Here is a 19,722-nt window from a genome sequence, read left to right as displayed (position 1 = left end):
TGATCATGCTGCCTCGAAATTCAGATCATAGGAAAGCATCGAAGCTGGAACCAAAGTGGTTCCCTTAATTAAATGAGCACGTTCAAGGTTCGGTGTCTGAAGGCGGTGAATGATCTGATGTCACCTGAAAATGAACGATGATTTGTCGATCCTCCGGCATCAAACCTAAAATGCAGTCTTCGATAAAACTATTCGGCAATCATTAACGGGGAAGCGATTGGATATGCGAGTCCTTACACAATTCGTCAGGGATTGTAACGATCTCGAAATTACAGTCTTGACCCTAATCTTGTCGGTGAGTGTCGTGGCCATCGCTTATGCGATCGGGCGGCAATATGATAAAAATTGATAATGAAGACCCTCAGCGGTCTCAGATCACGGGTCATTGGTCTACGATACAATTGATGATCGCAAGAACCCGCACAATGGTGTCTATGCGAAATTCCATCAGGAATATGCCGGTGTTGGCGGCGATGCCAACTTCCTGAAGACCACTTTCAAAGGCAGCTACTACAAGACGCTGTTCCAGGAAATGGACATTGTCGGTCTCGTGGGTGTCCATGTCGGCCACATAGAGGGATTTGGTAACGGATTAAGGGTGTTTGATCTGTTCAAAAACAATCAAGATACGATCCGCCGCTTCAAATATGCCGGTATTGGTCCGCGCGATGGCACAGTTAAAGACGCTAACGGCAGCTTCCTCGGAGGCACAACTCATTTCAATGTAATTGTTGAAACACAATTCCCGCTGCCGGTATTCCTGAGAGCCTGGGTATTCGCGGCGCACTGTTTGCCGATGCCGCGACGCTTTATGGCAACGAACTCAAGGATGGAGACGGTAGGCGGTGCGTATCCGACGATGGCATGGAATGACGTGCGTCAGTTGGCGTGAGTATCATGTGAGCATCGCCGTTCGGTCCGCTTCGCTTCGACTACGCTTTCCCGGTCAAGAAAGTTGAAGGCGATCAGGTGCAGAACTTCAACTTCGGCATGTCGAGTAAATTTTGATCCTTGGTTGTTTGACGGATCATTGGTGCCTTTCCTGAGAAGGGAAAGGCACCAAATTTTGCGTTGTTTTATTCTATGCATAAACTCCACGGAAAATGGACGGTTCAATCAGAAGATAGTTCCCATGGTAACGGGAGCTGTGCTTATGTCCCTGGTTCAAAACCAACCTGTCTATGCGAATTCGGGCGGGGGCTGGTGGATAATTTGCCAAGCCCGCGTATTGTTGCGGCGATATTTAGCCACCGGTTTCGTGATCCTTGTTCTTTATGGGCCTTGCATTGCGGGCTTATCAATCTTATGCATCCATACATTGACGGCGGAGCAAAATCGGTGCGTCCGGATAGCGTCAACCGTTTCAGCGGGTGATTTTTGCACCACAACGCACGAGCCCGTGGCGCTTAGATAGCGATCTAATGATGCCGCGAGAATGTCACGGAAACGCGTTAAACTCAATTATTCCGCTTCGGTTGAGAAGGACGCGCATCATCGCGACAGCGCCGATTGCGGTTGAAATCTGTCAGCGTATAAGTGTGGCATAGATACATTGGCGCCAACCGGAGTCCTGCGCTCGTGACGCTTGGTCCCTTAGCTCAAACAGGAACCTGTGACAGGGCTATTGTGAACGCACGTAGCCGAACGTGAGGATACCCGTCTTCAAAAAACAGCTAAAATTCAAGTTCAATCTAATGGTTCTCAACCAACCGCCTGCATCGGGATAGGCAGCCATATCTCAATAGATGTGCCACCGTTTTCACGATCAACAACATTGGCATCTCCACCGTGGCCCCGCGCGATTGCCTGCACGACAGACAGTCCCAGTCCAGTACCCCCGCTGGCGCGGGCACGCGAGTCATCCGCCCGCCAGAAACGCTCGAAGACACGCTTTTCGGCTCCCGCTGGCAAACCTGGTCCATTGTCCGAGCATCGAAGAAGGACGCGATCCTTGGTTTTTCGGGTTTGAATCGTCACTGTGCTTTTGGGGGCGTAACGGCGCACATTGTCCAGAATCGCAAACAGCACCTGACGAATTCTCGCCCTGTCGGCAAACGTTACCGCGTGGCCCAAGTCGCGTTTGATGGTAATACCTGCATCGGCGAGAGACTGCTCTACCGTGGTTGCGACGGCTTCGGCCTCCTCGGCGAGATCGATTTCATCCAGTTTCAGTTCTAAACGGCCGGCATTGGACAGGCCCAAAACTCGTAAGTCTTCAACAATGAGCGCGAGATCTTCGACGTGGGAGAGCAGACTGCCATAGAGTTCAGAGGTTGGTTTGAACAGGCCATCAGAGAGGCCTTGAAGGCGACCTCGCAAAATTGTGAGTGGCGTACGCAATTCATGGGCAATCGCAGAATTCGAATATTGGAGTTCAGCTTCTGCGCTCTCCAGACGCATGGCCATGGCGTTAAAGTCGATGATCAAGCTGGCGGCTTCACCGAAGGGTGTCTGTATGATCTCGGCACGAGCGGAAAAGTCACCATTGGCAATGGAACTAACGGCTCTCGCTATGGATTTGAGCGGGCGGAGAATGTTCTGCGCAAGTCGCCAACCCACCATGGCCGCAGCCGATAGGCCGGTAGCAAGGATCAGACCAAGGGCGACGAAGTCGCTGGGGGTCCATTTGTCTGTCTCGGGAGCGTTCGGAAAAATCCAATCAAGCAGGTACCAATATAGAATCATGCCAAAGAACATCACGGCAAATGCCAGGAGTGTCAGGGCACTTAACGCGATGACCATTTGTGTATTCAAACTTTTAGCCATGGTGGTCAGCCAGTTTGTAGCCCACGCCTCGAACGCCCGATAACAACTGGTCAGCTCCGGCGAGGGCAAGTTTGCGACGCAGATTGCTTATATGGCTGTCGACGGTTCGCTCCAGTGCCTCGCCTTCCGGCAGGCAAGCATCCACAAGCTCGGAACGTTCGAAGACGCGATTGGGCGACCGGGCCATGTAACTGAGCAGCCTGAATTCGGTTCGCGTCAGATCCAGGACGACCTGGCCGCCCGGTTGATCGATCGAGGCCAGATATGCAGTTGGATCTACGGTCAAAACACCTATACGCATTGGTTGTTGAGCGTTTCGACCACTCGTTCTGCGCAGTACCGCCTTGGCTCGCGCAACCACTTCCATAGGATTATACGGTTTTACAACATAATCATCTGCACCCATCCGAAGCGCCTGAAGTTTATCGAGGTCTTCAGCCAAAGCGGTAGCCATAATCACCGGTGTGTCCCCGCGCCGGCGTATGGCAGCTAAGATTTCGTACCCGTCCTGACCGGGAAGTTTAACGTCGAGAACAATCAGATCGGGCTTTAGACGCTGGTGATGGGTCAGGCCAATCGTTCCGTCGCTGGCCGAGATCGTCCTGAACCCTTCCCGGTCGAAGTAGACCTCAAGAATCTCTGCAATTTCTGGTTCATCCTCAATTATGAGGACCAGTGCGTTCTCCATTATTTTTCTCCTGAATGGGCTAGGCGGTATAGAAAGTCCCACAGGGGGAAACGTCAAGGATGAAAGAGGCGCTCCACATAAGCTCCACACAACCTGCGCAGTGCCTGAAATACCAAACGTGAGTCTGGTTACAAATAATCAGGTTCAAAGTTGGCTGCGTATCATGAAATTACCAAAACTATTTTGGCGGAGAGCTGTTGGTATTGTTCTCATCGCGGGAGCTGCCTATGTCATTGCCGCGATGACGGGAATGCTTGGCGGGAAACCACAAATTTCTGTTTTAACGGCGCCGATCACAGTGGGTTCGATCGAGGAAACAGTTCTTGCCAATGGCGTTCTCGAACCCGCCCGTATGGTGAATGTTGGTGCGCAGGTCAGTGGTAAAATCAACGCGTTGCATGTTGAACTTGGGCAGAAGGTTAAGAACGGGGATCTGATTGCCGAGATCGATCCATTGCCACAAAAGAATGCGCTTCGTATCGCAGAAGCGACGTTCGCGAAAGTTACCGCGCAGCATAAGGCGCGCACTATTCAATTGCGACAGGCCGAAGCAGTCTATCTCCGGCAAGTTAAGCTCGTAAGGCAAAATGCTGTTGCCGAGTTGAAGTCGGAGGCTGCTGAATCGGAATATAAAGCCTTGGAAGCTGACGTTGCAGCGCTCGCGGCACAGATCGACCAGGCTGGCATCGAGGTGGAGAACGCGCAAGTCAATCTTGGCTATACGCGTATTGCAGCTCCAATCGACGGTGTGGTTATTGCCGTGGTGACGAAGCAGGGACAGACACTTAATTCCACTCAGAGCGTACCAACCATTGTTGTCTTGGCTCAACTTGATGTTATGCGGTTGAAGGTTCAGATATCGGAAGCGGATATCGGAAGGGTTAAAACCGGCCAAAGGGCATGGTTCAAGATATTGGGAGATCAGCAAACCCGATTAGAGGCAGTGCTAGGGCAGATTGAACCAGCGCCCGTGTCGATGTCGACCGAAGCTGGTCTGCAGGCTTCGGCGAATGCCCAGGCAAATACTGCGATCTATTATAATGGTCTGTTTGATGTGCCGAATCCTGCAGGCCGTCTGCGTCCTCTCATGACGGCTCAAGTCGATATCGTGCTTGGGGAGAAAGTCGATGTTCCCTTGATCCCTTGGTCAGCACTATCGGAGCAGGAGGTTGACGGTCGTTATCGTGTACGCGTTAAGACCGCCGACGGAAAATTATTATGGCGCATTGTAACTGTTGGGATATCCAACAAGGTGCAAGTTCAGCTGGTAAGTGGACTCTCGGCGGGTGACGAGGTGGTTATACGGGCCGATGGCCCGTTGTCGGACCCGATGGCGGGAGCATCCATATGACTGCACTTATTGAACTGAAGAACGTTACTCGTTTTCACCGATTGGGTGATGAAACCATCGTAGCCCTGAACTCGGTTGATTTGACGATCAACTCCGGTGAGATGGTGGCCATCATTGGTGCGAGCGGCTCTGGCAAATCAACGCTCATGAATATTCTTGGCTGTCTCGATCAACCGAATTCAGGAAGCTACCGTGTAGACGGACAGGAGACGGCAAAACTCTCTCTTGATAAGCTGGCAAGTCTCCGACGCGAGCATTTTGGTTTTATCTTTCAACGCTATCATCTTATGGCAGATCTGAGCGCGGCAGGAAACGTCGAGATACCGGCAATCTATGCCGGGATCGATCCGGCTGTTCGCCGTGAACGATCCCACGCGCTTCTGGGCAAACTTGGGCTCGGCGATCGCATTCAGAATCGTCCCAGCCAACTTTCCGGCGGGCAACAGCAACGCGTGTCAATCGCCCGCGCGCTCATGAACGGAGGGCACGTCATCCTCGCCGATGAGCCGACCGGAGCACTCGACAGCAAGAGCGGCGAAACGGTTTTGCGGATCCTGCGGGAGCTTCATCGCGATGGGCATACCGTGATTATTGTCACTCATGATGCAAAGATTGCGGAACATGCGGACCGAATAATAGAGATATTTGATGGGCGTATTATCGCCGATAAACGCAACGCAGGAGCGGACACTTCCACAACAGACATTAAAAAATCGGGCGCCAGCACAAATGCGGCCCCTAGCCTTTGGTACAGAGTTAAGGAAGCCGTAGCCATGGCGTACCGTGCACTCACGGCACATCCTATCCGAACTCTGCTCACAATGCTGGGTATAATTATCGGGGTTGCCGCTGTCGTCGTAGTCGTTGGATTGGGGGAAGGGTCCAAGCAAAAAGTTCTAAATCAGGTCAATGATCTTGGAGCGAGCACAATCGGTGTCTATCCTGGCAGTGACTGGGGTGATGAGCGCGCAAGTCGTATTCGTACACTTTTACCGGAAGATGCCGATGCTCTGAGTGCCCAACCTTATGTGGATAGTGTATCCCCTGTGATTTCAACGTCTACCACAGTGCGCATGGATAACGTCTTGCTAAACACAGAGGTCAATGGTGTTGGGGAAAGCTATTTCCAGGTCAACAATCTGAAGCTGGGCCGCGGGCGGTTCTTTGACAATCGCGATATTGAGAGCAGATTGCAAGTTGCACTCATCGATGACAACACCAAACGCCGTCTTTTCCGTGAAGGTGTGGATCCAATCGGGAAAGTCATCATGGTGCAAAAACTTCCCCTAGTGATAACAGGTGTTCTCGCACCGCGCCGGAGTAGTGACGGTAGTCGTAGTTTACAGATTTATATTCCCTACACCGCTATGCTGAGCCGGTTAAGTGGTCAAGCGTCCAGTCTCACTGGCCTCACAATTCGGGTATCAGATCGCATCGATACACGTTTTGCGGAAGGGGCCATTGTCAACTTATTGACGCGCCGCCACGGTCTGAAAGATTTTTTCATTTTCAACAGCGATCAGCTTCGCAAGACATTCGAAAATACTTCTCGGTCTATGTCGATGCTTATCACGTCAGTAGCTGCAATCGCTCTTGTCGTAGGTGGTATTGGAGTAATGAATATAATGCTCGTAACAGTCACAGAACGCATAAAGGAAATCGGCTTGCGTATGGCTGTTGGCGCACGGCGTATGGATATAATGTTGCAGTTTCAGCTTGAGGCGGTTGTGATCTGTATTGTGGGTGCAGTTTTTGGCTTATGTCTCGCGCTGGCAATAGGCGCCGCGATGGGCTCTGCGGAAGGAGACTACCCAATGATCTTCACAAGCGCTTCGATAATCGTCGCCACTGCCTCAGCTATCGCCGTTGGGTTGGTGTTTGGCTATCTGCCCGCTCGCAGTGCTGCACAACTAACACCTGTGGATGCACTTACACGTGAGTAGAGAGATGCGCGTGCGTGGGCAATTTCGTACTCGCATCAGCACCGGCAGGAGCCTGCCCGTTGCGGATGCTGCTCGGGATTGCAAGTCCAAGCCTGCCGCATAGATCGCTTGTACGTTCCGTTCGCTTTCTTGTGAGGTCTTCTGTGCCTCAACGCGAGCTGTCCAGTTTATTTGAAGCCAGTTGCGATTGTTCTTTTCAGTTGAGCTCGTAGGATCAAGCCAATCGTTAAAGCAGGTTGTCCTACTTGCCGACAAATCGACCAATGGCGAGCTGTATAATCTTACGGTCTGGGCTTGAAGCGAATTACTACGCGCTGTCCAATGAGGAAGGGTGACTTGGACTGGATATTGATAATGCACTCGGCTGTACGGATATCGACACGATCACCAGGCGTGTCACGGGATTTGGGTTGTTCAAGAACCTGTTGGATACTTTTGACCCGGCCCGGAACTGAAATGATGTCATCATTTTCTGAAATAATGTCGACATACATGTCGGGTTCGACCAATTTGACAAATTGCTCCTGAATCTCGGCACGAACGATAATCGGAGCCTCGGGCAAAAGTGTGAAAAGCTCGCTGGCACCTTGGGTGGACACAACCTCACCAATCCACGCGGACAGGCGGATGATACGCGCCGCAACGGGTGCACGTACAAGCCGCATTTCAACTTCGAGCCGGCTGTTGTCCACACGGCTTTCTGCTGCCGCCAATATGGCTTCGGCAATTACCACTTCGGATTTCAGACCAGCCAACTGGGCTTCGGCTTCGTCCAGGGCCTGGGCGGAAATAGCATTTCCTGCCGCTGCCCGGCGAAATCTTGCTACCTGCCGTGTCTGCGCGTTCAGCTTTGCTTGCAATGCATCGAGCTGCCCTTTGGTCTGGCGCAGTTCTGCTTCGGAGGTACGGACGGCGATGAGCTCGCGGCGATTGTCTAGAGTTGCAAGAATATCGCCGCGTTCAATCCGCTGTCCTTCCTTCACCCGCACCTGCTCAATCATCCCGTCACGCGGTGTTGACAACCGCAGCAAGCCACCTTCCACATCCACAATGCCGCGCGCGGCGGCAATAATATTGGGCTTGGCTGACGTGATTTCCGCCTGATGGGTCTCCGTCGCGTTTGACGTGCTCCAAAGCAGCAGACCGGCACCGGCGAGGGCTGTCAGAACGACGGTATACTGCACGGTAGATCGGCTAAACATAGTCATGGTTTGTATTTCCTGTGGCGTTTGTACCGGCGTTGGGACGCCAGTCACGAAGAATGCGGCCATCTTCCATCTGCAGGACGCGATCCGCGTGAGCAATAAGGCGAGGGTCGTGCGAGACGCAAAGAACCGTTGCCCGCGTGCGTCTCGCGATCGCATGCAGTATCTCAATGACGATTTGACCGTTCACACTGTCGAGCGCGCTCGTCGGCTCGTCGGCAAAAAGTATGGCGGGGTTTTTGACAATGGCACGGGCAATGGCAACGCGCTGCTTTTCGCCACCGGACAGTTCGGCGGGGTGCAGGTGACGCCGGGTACTGAGCCCAACCTGATCCAGCGCCCGTTCTACCCTCTCAGCGGTCTCATCAGCGGCAACCCCGAGATAATCCAATGGTACAGCGACCTGCTCCACGGCGGATAATGCAGGAAACAGATTGAAGCCTTGGAAGACGAACCCGCAGTGATGCAGACGAAACGAGTCCCGTTCGGCATCGCTCGCGGCGACCAAATCGGTTTCAAGGGTTCTGATCGTGCCTGCGTCCGGAATCGTCAGGCCACTTAAGGTAGCAAGTAGTGTGCTCTTACCGCATCCGGAAGGCCCTATAATCAGCGTCAGTTCACCGGGAAAAATATCGATGGACACATTATGCAGGGCAATCGTGCGAATTTGCTTGATAACAAATGCCTTACTGATACCGCTTGCGGAAATTGTTGGCTGCATGTCGATCACCGGAGTAAAGTTGCAGGATCAGCGTGCTGAAGACGCCGCAAGGCGAAGAGGCCGGCAGCAAACGCCACGGCAAGCACGACTGTGGATGCTGCCAGGATTATGCTTGTCCGCAATTCAAAGGGTACGCTGTAGATGCGGGCTATTAGCGCGGCGGCCGTGCTGAAAACGGCACCCACAAGCAGGCCGAGAACCCCGACCCAGGCAGCCTGTTCGATCACAATAGCGCGCAGTCCCTTGAACGATACGCCAAGTGCGCGCAACGTTGCATACTGCGGGATGGATCCGGCCACGGCGGCCATCAGTGTCTGGCTGGTGACAAGCGCGCCGACGAGCATGGCGATGATCGTCGCAAAGATAAAGGCGATACCCGCGCCGGATTCCAGTAGCCAATACTTTATCGACATTCCAGCGAGTTCCGGAGCGGACCAGACGTGAAAGCGCGGGATTCCGCCCGGGTTGTTCAAACGCTCGCGAATGGCATCTTCTGGTCCGAATTTTGTCACGGTATAAAGGTAATAGGTCACATTATCCGTTGCCCCAAGAGCGTTGTCCAAGGATCGGGCAGTGTCGATAGATGTAATAATGTTCACACCGCCAAGACCCCTCAACCCTTCAATCATGCCAACAATACGAATGCGGCGTCCGTTGATCTCAGCCGTATCACCGACATCGACAGCTAGCTTGTGCCTGTCGGTCGCATCCATCAGGGCTGTTCCAGATTGCTGGAGCAGATCCCGCATTGATGCGGGAACGACCAAGGAGAGACCGACGCTGCGGGGGCGGGCGTCGATGCCAACAATATTGATGCTTGTGCCGCCTCTGCGGGCGCCGCGCCAGTCGCCGGAGCCCAGCAAGAAGCGTTCGACATGGGAAATATTTGATTCCATGTAGAGACTGGTTGCGATGCCGGCGCTGATTGGCCGCCCGAGGTCCACACTTTGCGTACCAGGAAAACCCACCCAGTATTGTGCACTGGACTGGGTAACGTAAAGCGCATTGGAGCCGATGATGCCGAGAAGCAAAGCGCCCTGAACGATCATGAGAACACCGGAAAATCCCACGGCAACAATCGCGGGAAGAAACCGGCGCCATTCATGGATGAGCGTTTTGCGTGCTATCGAAACTGACACCCAGCTACCCCTTCTGTTGAGGAGCGGCGCCGCCGTCAGGTGTGCTGGTGGTCAGCGGCGAAGCTCCACCAATGGCCTTATAGAATATGATCAGAGCGAGGGCTTCGGCCTCCCGTGCGTCGGCCAGTTGCTTGCGCAGCGCCAAGACCCGCAGCTCTGAGCCAATCGACTTGGATCGATCGTTCAGACCCTCCCGTTCGAGAACCGTGGTTTCCAAGCGTATTTTTTGTACGGACGCCAAAGCCACATTCAACTGCTTCACAGTGGCATGAACCGACGACCACGCCCGCAGCGCAGACGATGCTTCTTCGTAGGCAACTATGACGCTCTGACGGTAAGCCGCGACGGCTTCATCGAACAGAGCCTGCCGTGCTGCAACAACGGCGCGTCGCCGTCCCTGATCAAAAACCGGAATTTGAATCGAGGGGCCGCCCATAATTCCGAAGAGCGAGCCATTGGACGGACCACCAACGCCGACAATGCCGCTCAACCGCAGTTTTGGGTAAAGGTCAGCCTGAGCAATTCCGATATCGGCGGCCGCGCTCACGGTTGCAAGTTCTGCCCGCCGGACATCCGGCCGCGCGCGCAAAAGGTCTGCCGGACGGCCTGTGATATGACTTAGCCTGGCGGCGGGTTGGGGTTTTGCGTGCCGCAGCGAGACATCGATCTGGGTTGTCCCTAAAAGAGTGGCGATCTGCTGCAGTGTAATGTCGATCTGGGTCTGAAATCTGGCTTGCTCTGTCTTTGCCTCGCCGAGGTTCATCCGGGACTCTTCTATTTGCGACGTGGTGGCGAGGCCAGAACGAAATTTGACCGCGGCAAGCTGTCCATCACGCTGAATCAGTGTGAGTGAGGAGCGCGCGATGGCCTCACGTTCCTGCAGCGAACGCAGATGCATGTAAGCACTTGCAATCTCTGCGGTTACAGCAATGCGCGCTGCTTCGACATCTTCAGCGGCCATATCGGCTGACGCCTTGGCTGCCCGCTGCGTATTCTCGGTCAATCCGAACATGCCCATTTCCCAGCCCACTTCAAGGTTGAGCTGTATCGGACGGCGCAGCAACTCCTGCGATTTGACGGAATCTGTTCCGGCGTTGGCGGCGCCTGAGATGTCGGCCGTGGGCATGAAAAGCGTTCTTGATGTCCGTGCCATCATGCGTGCCGCGATAAGCTGCTGTTTTGCCTGAAGAATGGTAAGGTTCTGTCCAAGCGAACGCACGATGAGGCCGCTCAGGACGGGATCGCCGAAGACCTGCCACCAATCGCGCATATCTCGCTGCCCGGCTGCAGGCATCCTTGCGGCAGACGAGTAGCTCGCCGGCAGGCTGGGCGCGGAAAGCGCCAGGCCCGCCACGTCATTCTGGCACGCGGCAAGCGTTGCCGCACCGGCGAGGGCGCAGATGGTCTTCATGCGCACACGGCGAAGGAGCAATGAGGCAAGGGGCAATGTCAAATCTCACGCATTCGACCTTGGACCCCGCACCCGATAATTGAGGCACATCCATGGTCGTGGAAGCCGCGGGAACATTCACTTTTCCCAATCGCGCTAGTTACTTTATTTGCGGGCATTGCTTCTCACATCCAACTCTACGGACATTATTTGATGCGCATTGCGGGAACATGATGGATGGGCTGCTTACAGCTATTCTGGATTTTAGATATCCAGTTATGCGAGCGCTGTCTTATTCACAAACGCGAAGCCGCTGGCGATGATATTCGCTATAATAATCGCTCCACACTCTGCGCCAAGTCGTGTAGCAGTTTGGCTCCTCACGAACGGTCAAGTGGCGTGACGACCCGGCATTTGCAATCATCGCACCGGCAGCTATCCCGCCGAAAATCCCAAGTGCGGCAGCTGTGCCTGTATCAAACTGCGAACCACGATCATCGCTATAACTCTCATAAACACTACCATCACTGTCTTGGAAGTATTCGTATTCTCCAGCGTAAGATTGAGTGGCTGCTGCAATCATTGGCAACGCAACAAGCGATGTGAACAGCATACGAACAGACATTTGGGTTTCCTTCTCTTTCTTGGAAGAATACCTTTGGGCTGACGATATCTATATTGAATTGAGATAGCGTGGAGGTTGTGTTGAGACTGCCTTGTGGATGAAGGCAAAGCAGTTCGTTGTGGTGCACGTGTCGCGAAAGAAGTCGCCGCCTTATCGCGATATAACCCGAAGTTTAAACATCAGAACTGCGCAAACGTCCGGTATGCAATCGAATCCAAAAAGGTAGTGATCATTGTTACGGAGTGCGCAACGCGATCACAGGATAATTCGATTCTGTGCACTGATCGCCTTATGCCTTCTGATCGGGCATGAGCTTTTTCACACTCCCCAGATCAGTAAACGCACAGACTTGCCGATATGGCACGCGCGCGATGACGTTTGCACGGGGAGTGTGACGACGCTGATTGCGAAAACTCTGATGAGCACTTGGCGATTTTTTTCCGTAATCGGATTTCGCGAAAACTGGCTCTTATCGGCATTTACAAAAGAAGATTTGCGCAGCCGTTCGCGGCACGTACAATCGATCGTTTTTTCGTTACTTCCAAATTTGAATATACAGCACAGGTACCGTTGCGTGGCTTTCATTCCAGCTTCGACGTGAGCCTCGAACATCGTGTGCAAACCGGGTGCCGGCCGAAATCCCCAACCACACAATCGAGCGCTGCTGCCCGGGGCGATACTTATCAAGTGGGGCCGTTGATTTGCGTGGGTTGAGTGTGGGGGCGGAAACCCGGATGCGATCGTCACCGCTATCCTGTTCACCCGAAAGCAGATCAAGTGCTTCGGACGCTATTTAATCGAATGGCATCCTCAGCGTCGTAAACGGTGTAGGCAAATGGCTGACAATTGGAATGTCATTGTATCCCACCCGTGAAACATCACCGGGCACAGTCAGACCGAGCTTCTTTTCGCACGCGATCAACAAAGATGTCTGGTACGAGTGGAATTACAGGCAACAAAAGCCGATTGCTGAATAGGAAGAACACCCCTACCTCACCACGCCAGACAGCCCGGCAATCAATCAGAATTGACATGCCTGTTTTCCAAAATGGCGAGGAACATGTGCACGTCTATCAGCCAACTTTGCTGTTCCGGCTTGTAGGTCGGATGAATCTTCCGTGGCAGCACGAGCTGCAGTTTCTTTGTTTGCATTTCATCAGTCTGGTTTTCCGAAATGCCAGGTTCCAGTGTCAACAAATGCTTGTTCTCGATCCGCGCGGCTTCCGACAAGACCTGTCTCCAGCGATCCTTGAGCGTCGACTTCGATCCGAGCATGAAGAGGCGCTCGGCCGGATACGCCGGATCGCGATATTCGATCTGTCCCGGAAACAGGAAGTCCGGTTTGTTGCGGTTTTCTGTCTCGACACCGCGGGCATAGCGAATGCCATGCGCGATGAAGATTGTCTCGAGATGATTTTCAAGGGCGGATCCGGCGCGGGACTTTCGCCGGTTCTGCACGCTCAACGAAAAGCTGAGGAAGCCGTCAACATCAGCATTGTCAACGGAGCCGAAACCATTGCTGATCCTCTCGGCAACAATGCGTCGCTCGAGCCGGCGGAACAGCTGCTCCTCGCGGTCAATCCAGGCAACAAGCGCAGCGTCCGGATCGTCTTTGGCAGAAACCTCGGGGAGGGATGATCGTGCGAGCTCGGAAAAGATCCGGGTTGTCGGAAATACCAGCCCGAATTTCTCGATCAGGGTATCGAGTGTATTGGCTTCCGGCTCGGCTGGCTCGATGCCGAGTTCATCAAGAATATAGCGGGCTGTAAAATCCAGCTCCGTATCATGCGATCCCTCGATCTGTTGGAACGTGAACTGAAATTCGGGCTGATCCTCCAGACCGAAGAGCCAAAGGAGTTGGTTCTGGATTGTACTGTCGGCAGGGGTGATGATGACCATGGCAGACCCGTCACGGCAGACTGCTAGAAAGAAAACATCGCCCTGTTTCATCAGTTCGGTGATTTCGTTTTCATAATAGTAGAGACGGTACTCGGTGCGGGTCGGGTGCCTGCGTCGTGCGTCGTACCAGGTGAGACTGCCCTCGACGGTAATAGCCTCCTGCTCCTGTCCCAGCCAGATGAAGCGGGCAGGGATGTTCTTGCGATCATCGTCGCCGAAGAGACGGCGCAACTCTATTGTCCCGTTGAATTCATGCTGATGCGACTGGGCAGGGGTGGTTTCGACGGCACTGAGCCGCTTGACGACGATGCCTTCAAAGTAGTCAGACAGCTGTCCCCGGCGCATTTATTCTTTCCCCCTGATTTCAAGATGCGGCAGGTCCGACGTCAGCCACGCCGCGCAGCTTTCCAGTACGTCGGCAAGCGGGCGCCGCGTTCTGCCCTTGAGCGCACACTCCCAGACGACTGCCTGCCTCCATCCGGCGCCCGCAAGCGCCGCCGTTGCGAGTTCATCTCTCCTGCGATTGCCTTCGATCTTCGGCAGCCAGAACTCCGGCCTCGTCGACGGGACTTTGAACAGATGGCAGTCATGACCATGCCAGAAACAGCCATTGGCAAAGATAACGGCGCGATGGCGCGGAAACACGAGGTCCGGGGAGCCCGGCAGCTTGCGGTCATGCAGCCGGAAACGAAATCCGGCTGCATGCAATCCCTGCCGCAAAAGCATTTCCGGGCGTGTGTTCTTTCCCCTGATGCCCGCCATCATCCGGCTTCTGACGTCGGGGGTGACAGTGTCAGGCATTGACAGCAGCGGGCACGCGTTCCGGTCTTGTCACGACCGGAACATCATAGGCAACTTCGGGCAATGCCTCTGCGCGCCGGATGGCCGTTTCAATATGTCGCTGCATTGCCTGCGCGATGAATTCAACGACGGGTACCACGACAGCATTGCCGAACTGGCGATAGGCCTGCGTATCGGAAACGCTGATGCGGAAGCGCCGGTCACCACGGTCAAATCCCATGAGCCGGGCACATTCAAGCGGTGTCAGGCGGCGGGGGCGCTTGCCTGGCTGGTCGATCAGGACTTCGGAACCGTCCTTGTAATACCTCGCCGAAAGGGTGCGGGCCACATCGTCCGGACCAAACAGGCTGAAGCCGAAGCCGTTGCCCTTTGCCTGATGCTTGGCCTTGTACTGCTGCAGGTATTCCCACAGGCGAGGGGTGAGCGTGTATTTCGGATCGACCTCGTCATGTGGCTGCAGGATGCTGCTGAGTTTCGGACCTGACTTTGCATCCGGTATTTTCAGATTTGCAAAATCAAAGGTCGTTGGATCGCGGAAGCCGACGATGAATATCCGCTCGCGCTTTTGCGGAACCCATGGCTCCGAGCTGATGACCCGGTACTGCACTTTGTAGCCGAGCTCGTTTTCAAGCACGTTGATGATGGTGGCGAACGTGCGTCCCTTGTCGTGGCGCTGCAGGTTCTTGACATTCTCCAGCACAAAGGCTGCCGGGCGGTGATGGGCAATGATCTGCGCCGTATCGAAAAACAGGGTCCCTTGCGTATCGCAGAGAAAACCATGGGGGCGGCCAAGCGCATTCTTCTTTGAAACCCCGGCGATAGAGAACGGCTGGCAGGGAAATCCGGCGAGAAGCACATCATGTTCCGGTATCCTGTCCGGGTGCTCGGAAAATTCGCGAATATCTCCGCCGATTGGATGATTGTCACGGAAGTTCAGCCCGTAGGTCTTCTGGCTGTTCGGATCCCACTCAGACGTAAAGGCACAATGTCCGCCGATACTCTCGAACCCGAGCCGCAGTCCGCCGATGCCGGCAAAGAGATCGATGAACCGAAATCTTGCACTGTTTGCATGCGGAGCACGCTCTTCTGCCTTGTCCCTGAGCGTGCGAAGTGCAAGCTTGCTGGGCTGGCACTCGCCGCTTTCGTATCGGTAGATCATTCGCGGAGAGACTTCGAGCAGTTCTGCTGCTTCATCCAGTGTCAGAGCTGCCTGTTCCCGGATTCTTGCAAATTCCGGGCGATCTTCGTTTCGCATCTCAACTCCGAATCATCACTGTGTCATTTTATGACACGCTGACACAAAGCTTCCCGCCTTACAATCTGTTCCTTGTATGTTCCGGCGCGATCCGGTCATCTCAATCACCTCGAATGCATGTCACAAGATCGTCTGAAGGAACTCGCAGGCAAGAATCATTATATCTGAGTCCAAGGGGGGATTTCGGCCGATATCTTTCCGTCGGCGCAAGCCAATTTTCTATGAAATCCAGCGGACCCACATTACCCATCACCGCTTACAATTGGCGACATCATGGCGCGTGGCATCTTCGGGCGTGTGTCGATGCGATCATTAAGCGCCATCATTGGCGCTGGCCGCTCTTTCCAGTCTATCCAGATGTTCGGCACAAATGGTCTTGACCAGATCATGCAGGATCGAGGCACGTGCGGCGAGCCAGGAGAGCGCTTCCTCGCTGATATCGTACTGATGGGAATAGCGTGCCTTCACATAGGCCTCGTTGAGAGTGTTGTACCAGGCAGTGAAGCGTTGCTGGTCGCGTGGCCATGCTTCCACCAGACGATGGTCCTTGTCTTCCGCCAGACCGCGCAGGAATTTCAGATTGTGGGATGGTGGACTGTAATTGGTCAGCGTGAGAAGCAGAGCAGAATACATGTGCTCAACGGCTTGATGAAGCATGAAGGCTGTACCGTTTGTGTCGTGCTTCTGCAATCTGAAGATCGCGGACTCAACAAACGTATCGACCATTCTAAAACGGGCAACTGAGTGCTTTTCTGCTATCTCAAAGGCTTGCTGTGGCGACATTGGTTTTGGCTCGGCAAGCGGCCGGTTGTCCATTTCGTAAAGGACGATGCCCTGACGCCGGATATCGGCGAAGAAATACTGGCCGTTGCTCAGGAAATTGTTGACCTCGCGTGCACCGTGAACAATGAGGCCAACGGGTGTCCTGACGCCCTTGTCCCACATCAGCCGGTCGGTGGCCTTGTCCCAGAGTTCCGGTGCGGTGAGCTCCCGGGTGTTGACGATGACGAGAATGTCATAGTCGGAGCGATAGCCCTTTGTGGTATGCGGCTCATCCACCCATGTGCCGCGCGCATAGGAGCCGAACAGGATGATCTTGAATATCCGCCCGCGCTTTTTAACCTCCGCCGATACACCGGCCATATCGGCAAATGCCTCGTGGATGATCTCCAGTACCCGGGCAAGTTCGCGTTGTTTTTGCGGCGGCAGATGGTCGAGGCTGGAATTCATCGGTCTTGTCTCTGTCGTCTTTCATTGCGCATTGAAGAGTCCCTTAAACTCACGATCAGCATAATAGGCAAGTTTTGCCGCAATGACAGGGCGTTGTCCGGCAAGAAACAGCAGCTCAACGTGTGCAGGCAGATTGTTCAACCCTCAATTTTGCGGCAAAGGCTATGCGACGGAAGCTGTTACGACCGTGATGAATTTAGGTTGCACCGATTTTGGATTCCACCCGGATATTGCCCGGCTCGATGCGGCTGACAAAGGCTCTGTCGGGGTTGTCGAGCAACCGGGGTTGCGCCGCGAGGCACACCTTATTCAAAATGACCGCTTCAATGATGTGTGGGGCGATGAGTATGTCTATGTCGCCCTGGCGAGCGAATGGCCGGGAATGTTTGGTCGGATGGTTCGCGCATAGCGGTATCCTGCTATGGCAAGTAAACACTACCGACAGCCCACCGGCGGCATGCAGACTTTCCAACAGCCATGCAAATGGTATGACTGCAAAATAGTGGGGCGAGTCGCGCCTGGACTCACGACGGAAAACTCAGGCATCCGTCCTATAACGGTCTGCGGGAATTTCAGGACAATGCAGCCGTCTATAAGATGCCGTGAACCGAACATCTGCTTTGAGGAGTGAATACAGAAATGGCAACGTTCCTGCGCGTGTTCTGGAGTATCCTCTGGCGTTTGTTTGTTGTCCTCGTGGCAAATGGCGCGCTTACATACCTGATCGGTGTGCTGGACCATATGTGGCTGGAGGGTACGGCCAGTTCAGCCAGGGTCCGCCGTGGGCTGTCGTTCCTGCCGGCAGCAATTATCTTTATGGTGCTGGCAGAGCAGACGAGAGGCACCCGAAACATCCTGTTTGAACAGCGTTCGCATATGACAAGCGTACAATGGCGTCAGATCTATTTTGCTCTTTCAGGATGTGCCTTCCTCGTCGTGCTGCTCTGCTCGGTTTCAATGATGATTTTCAGCATCGATATATGGCTTGCTGTTCAAAGACTGCTGCCACTTCCTGTGTTTTTTCTCTTTTGCATCGTGTTGGCTGCAAGGCAGGCCAACGCCGGATTGAACATTTCGAAAATAACAGGAGCGTGATCATTACGCTGCGGACCAGCCAATTCACGATGCCCACGAGAATGACCTGATATGAGGGAGACACCCCTTGAGTTCCATAAATCCCGCTAGCTGATTTTCGGCTTAGAAGGTGGATGTGGTGTATGCGAGTAAGAGCTTATGTTGCTAAAGACGACAACGGAATCCTGCAAATCCAGTCAGACTGATTCAACGATCTCGCGTCGCCTGATCATAATCGCTCCGATGAGAGCTGTGACAACAAATACGACGGCGGCCGTTCCGAAGGCCCAGGCATAGCCTTGCACCACGTCGTTCTGCGTTGCTGCCACCGACATCAGTGCAGAGAGGCCGATCGTCGGTCCAAGCTCCATTGTTGTGTTCATGACGCCGCCAGCAAGCCCGCCTTGATGCTCGGGAACGTTCATCGTCGCCAGGACAGCCGAGCCGGAGAACACCTGGGCAATACCGATCGCAAGGAGAATTTGGCCCGGCAGCAGGATGGACACATAGGCTGCATCACGGCCCATCAGGGCTAGCAAGGCAAGTCCGGCCGCCGAGATCAGAAAACCGATGATTGTCACAGGTGTCGCGCCGATACGCCCTACAAGACCGGCCGCAATCTGATTGCTCGCGATCAGGCACACGACGAAGGGCAGGAAGGACACCGCTGTCATGAGCGAAGACCAGCCAACGACGCGCTGCAGGTAAAGAGACAGCACAAATTCGATCAGGACGGAGCCAGCGGCCGCGAGCAGCATTCCGGTCAAACCGACCAGCCGGCGAGAGTCCGTGATGAACCTGGGCGGAAGCAGCGGATCGCGTGCCTTGCGTTCGACCAGGAAGAACACAATCAGCAAGAGGATGCCGGCGGCAAGGGGCCAGCGGACCATGTCGGAAGACCATGGATGCTCCTCACTCGCGATCAGGCCGACGCTGCTCGCAACAATACCGGCGGTGGCAAGGAGGGCGCCTCCGAGATCGAGGCCGGGTCGATGTGCGTGCTGATCGAAATGGTCGCTTGGTATGATCCTGCACGCGGCGACCAGCCCGACAACGGAAACGATCACCGGTATGACAAACATCCAGCGCCACGAGATCCAGGTCGTAATGATGCCCGATGCGACGAAACCGACCACCGCCCCAAGCACGGAGACACCACCCCACGTTGCCATGGCGCGACCGAAGGCTGCTGGATCGGGAAACAGAATCCGAAGGATCGCCATGGCGGCTGGTGCCGTCATGGCACCGCCGATGCCCTGTGCGAATCTCATGCCGACCAGCACCCTGAAATCCGGCGCTGCCGCCGCGATCAATGACGCGCCGCCAAAGAGGATGAGACCAAGAACGAACATGCGCCGTCCGCCATAGCGGTCCGCGAGGCGCCCGCCGAACAAAAGCAGGCCGCTGAACGGCAGGCCATAAGCGACTTGCAGCAACAGGACATCGGCTGAACCGAGGGCAAACTCACCCGCGATTTTTGGCAGTGGAATCATGATGAGCGCTATCGTGAAGATCAGCGTCGCCTGAACGAACGCCAGGATCTTAAAGGCAGGCGATGGCCTGGCCAAAGCGCTCGCGCCGTCTGCTGGGAGTGTCGAGGTCATTCCAGGGTCTCCGTGATATTTTCGAGGCGCA

At 54.5% G+C, this 19,722-nt stretch carries 16 protein-coding genes and 3 pseudogenes; 5 read left to right on the top strand and 14 right to left on the bottom strand.

Going from position 1 to position 19,722, the window contains the following annotated elements; all coding sequences use genetic code 11:
• Nucleotides 1-382: 382 nt before the first annotated feature.
• Nucleotides 383-1,008, top strand: a pseudogene (locus FHW16_RS14670) (BamA/TamA family outer membrane protein); the annotation flags it as partial.
• 693 nt (nt 1,009-1,701) lie between these two features.
• Here the strand turns inward: FHW16_RS14670 and FHW16_RS14665 are convergent.
• Together FHW16_RS14665 and FHW16_RS14660 are read right to left on the bottom strand one after the other, a co-directional pair.
• On the bottom strand, nt 1,702-2,835 hold the full coding sequence (locus FHW16_RS14665) for an ATP-binding protein (protein ID WP_246711765.1): 1,134 nt from the start codon (nt 2,833-2,835) through the stop codon (nt 1,702-1,704).
• Nucleotides 2,759-3,454, bottom strand: a complete 696-nt coding sequence (locus FHW16_RS14660; protein WP_182549926.1) for a response regulator — start codon at nt 3,452-3,454, stop codon at nt 2,759-2,761. Before FHW16_RS14660 ends, FHW16_RS14665 begins: the two co-directional genes overlap by 77 nt.
• A gap of 163 nt (nt 3,455-3,617) precedes the next feature.
• On the opposite strand from FHW16_RS14660, the gene FHW16_RS14655 reads away from it, so the two are divergent.
• Together FHW16_RS14655 and FHW16_RS14650 are read left to right on the top strand one after the other, a co-directional pair.
• The gene (locus FHW16_RS14655; RefSeq protein WP_182549925.1) at nt 3,618-4,805 is read left to right on the top strand and encodes an efflux RND transporter periplasmic adaptor subunit; all 1,188 of its coding nucleotides are present in this window, start codon (nt 3,618-3,620) and stop codon (nt 4,803-4,805) included.
• Nucleotides 4,802-6,748, top strand: a complete 1,947-nt coding sequence (locus FHW16_RS14650; RefSeq protein ID WP_182549924.1) for a MacB family efflux pump subunit — start codon at nt 4,802-4,804, stop codon at nt 6,746-6,748. Before FHW16_RS14655 ends, FHW16_RS14650 begins: the two co-directional genes overlap by 4 nt.
• Before the next feature lie 281 nt (nt 6,749-7,029).
• On the opposite strand, the gene FHW16_RS14645 is transcribed toward FHW16_RS14650, so the two are convergent.
• From FHW16_RS14645 to FHW16_RS28885, 11 genes and pseudogenes are all read right to left on the bottom strand, one after another.
• The gene (locus FHW16_RS14645; RefSeq protein ID WP_182549923.1) at nt 7,030-7,956 is read right to left on the bottom strand and encodes an HlyD family secretion protein; all 927 of its coding nucleotides are present in this window, start codon (nt 7,954-7,956) and stop codon (nt 7,030-7,032) included.
• Nucleotides 7,943-8,674, bottom strand: a complete 732-nt coding sequence (locus FHW16_RS14640; RefSeq protein WP_182549922.1) for an ABC transporter ATP-binding protein — start codon at nt 8,672-8,674, stop codon at nt 7,943-7,945. The genes FHW16_RS14645 and FHW16_RS14640 overlap by 14 nt, the downstream gene beginning before the upstream one ends.
• 5 nt (nt 8,675-8,679) lie before the next feature.
• Nucleotides 8,680-9,813: an FtsX-like permease family protein gene (locus FHW16_RS14635; RefSeq protein ID WP_182549921.1), complete on the bottom strand. Its 1,134-nt coding sequence runs from the start codon at nt 9,811-9,813 to the stop codon at nt 8,680-8,682.
• Nucleotides 9,814-9,817: 4 nt separating this feature from the next.
• Nucleotides 9,818-11,266, bottom strand: a complete 1,449-nt coding sequence (locus FHW16_RS14630; RefSeq protein WP_182549920.1) for a TolC family protein — start codon at nt 11,264-11,266, stop codon at nt 9,818-9,820.
• 229 nt (nt 11,267-11,495) lie between these two features.
• A complete protein-coding gene (locus FHW16_RS14625; protein ID WP_182549919.1) occupies nt 11,496-11,828 on the bottom strand; it encodes a hypothetical protein in 333 nt (110 codons plus the stop codon).
• A gap of 685 nt (nt 11,829-12,513) precedes the next feature.
• A pseudogene (locus tag FHW16_RS28890) lies at nt 12,514-12,732 on the bottom strand (substrate-binding domain-containing protein); the annotation flags it as partial.
• Nucleotides 12,733-12,845: 113 nt separating this feature from the next.
• On the bottom strand, nt 12,846-14,072 hold the full coding sequence (locus FHW16_RS14620; RefSeq protein ID WP_182549918.1) for a type II restriction endonuclease: 1,227 nt from the start codon (nt 14,070-14,072) through the stop codon (nt 12,846-12,848).
• On the bottom strand, nt 14,073-14,528 hold the full coding sequence (locus FHW16_RS14615; protein ID WP_182549917.1) for a very short patch repair endonuclease: 456 nt from the start codon (nt 14,526-14,528) through the stop codon (nt 14,073-14,075).
• On the bottom strand, nt 14,521-15,783 hold the full coding sequence (dcm, locus tag FHW16_RS14610; protein WP_182549916.1) for a DNA (cytosine-5-)-methyltransferase: 1,263 nt from the start codon (nt 15,781-15,783) through the stop codon (nt 14,521-14,523). The genes FHW16_RS14615 and dcm overlap by 8 nt, the downstream gene beginning before the upstream one ends.
• Before the next feature lie 312 nt (nt 15,784-16,095).
• A complete protein-coding gene (locus FHW16_RS14605; protein ID WP_182549915.1) occupies nt 16,096-17,013 on the bottom strand; it encodes a nucleotidyltransferase and HEPN domain-containing protein in 918 nt (305 codons plus the stop codon).
• A 21-nt stretch (nt 17,014-17,034) separates the two neighbouring features.
• A pseudogene (locus FHW16_RS28885) lies at nt 17,035-17,136 on the bottom strand (type IV secretory system conjugative DNA transfer family protein); the annotation flags it as partial.
• Here FHW16_RS28885 and FHW16_RS14600 point away from each other — a divergent pair.
• Nucleotides 17,096-17,422, top strand: a complete 327-nt coding sequence (locus tag FHW16_RS14600) for a GNAT family N-acetyltransferase (RefSeq protein WP_432652029.1) — start codon at nt 17,096-17,098, stop codon at nt 17,420-17,422. The pseudogene FHW16_RS28885 and the gene FHW16_RS14600 sit on opposite strands and share 41 nt — an antisense overlap.
• Before the next feature lie 230 nt (nt 17,423-17,652).
• The gene (locus tag FHW16_RS14595) at nt 17,653-18,108 is read left to right on the top strand and encodes a hypothetical protein (protein ID WP_182549913.1); all 456 of its coding nucleotides are present in this window, start codon (nt 17,653-17,655) and stop codon (nt 18,106-18,108) included.
• A gap of 176 nt (nt 18,109-18,284) precedes the next feature.
• On the opposite strand, the gene FHW16_RS14590 is transcribed toward FHW16_RS14595, so the two are convergent.
• Complete coding sequence (locus FHW16_RS14590; protein ID WP_182549912.1) at nt 18,285-19,691, bottom strand: MFS transporter; 1,407 nt, start codon at nt 19,689-19,691, stop codon at nt 18,285-18,287.
• Between the last annotated feature and the right edge of the window lie 31 nt (nt 19,692-19,722).

The organism is Phyllobacterium myrsinacearum, from assembly GCF_014138285.1.
In the GTDB taxonomy this organism is placed as follows: Bacteria; Pseudomonadota; Alphaproteobacteria; order Rhizobiales; family Rhizobiaceae; genus Phyllobacterium; species Phyllobacterium myrsinacearum_A.
Note: the sequence above shows the minus strand (reverse complement) of the source record. Positions and strands in the feature narration are given on the sequence as shown.

Coding starts and splice junctions, on each gene's coding strand:
- FHW16_RS14620 (WP_182549918.1), bottom strand. CDS start 14,072: ATGCGCCGGGGACAGCTGTCTGACTACTTTGAAGGCATCGTCGTCAAG.
- FHW16_RS14660 (WP_182549926.1), bottom strand. CDS start 3,454: ATGGAGAACGCACTGGTCCTCATAATTGAGGATGAACCAGAAATTGCA.
- FHW16_RS14650 (WP_182549924.1), top strand. CDS start 4,802: ATGACTGCACTTATTGAACTGAAGAACGTTACTCGTTTTCACCGATTG.
- FHW16_RS14605 (WP_182549915.1), bottom strand. CDS start 17,013: ATGAATTCCAGCCTCGACCATCTGCCGCCGCAAAAACAACGCGAACTT.
- dcm (WP_182549916.1), bottom strand. CDS start 15,783: ATGCGAAACGAAGATCGCCCGGAATTTGCAAGAATCCGGGAACAGGCA.
- FHW16_RS14625 (WP_182549919.1), bottom strand. CDS start 11,828: ATGTCTGTTCGTATGCTGTTCACATCGCTTGTTGCGTTGCCAATGATT.
- FHW16_RS14645 (WP_182549923.1), bottom strand. CDS start 7,956: ATGACTATGTTTAGCCGATCTACCGTGCAGTATACCGTCGTTCTGACA.
- FHW16_RS14615 (WP_182549917.1), bottom strand. CDS start 14,528: ATGCCTGACACTGTCACCCCCGACGTCAGAAGCCGGATGATGGCGGGC.
- FHW16_RS14595 (WP_182549913.1), top strand. CDS start 17,653: ATGGCAACGTTCCTGCGCGTGTTCTGGAGTATCCTCTGGCGTTTGTTT.
- FHW16_RS14590 (WP_182549912.1), bottom strand. CDS start 19,691: ATGACCTCGACACTCCCAGCAGACGGCGCGAGCGCTTTGGCCAGGCCA.
- FHW16_RS14640 (WP_182549922.1), bottom strand. CDS start 8,674: ATGCAGCCAACAATTTCCGCAAGCGGTATCAGTAAGGCATTTGTTATC.
- FHW16_RS14655 (WP_182549925.1), top strand. CDS start 3,618: ATGAAATTACCAAAACTATTTTGGCGGAGAGCTGTTGGTATTGTTCTC.
- FHW16_RS14600 (WP_432652029.1), top strand. CDS start 17,096: ATGACAGGGCGTTGTCCGGCAAGAAACAGCAGCTCAACGTGTGCAGGC.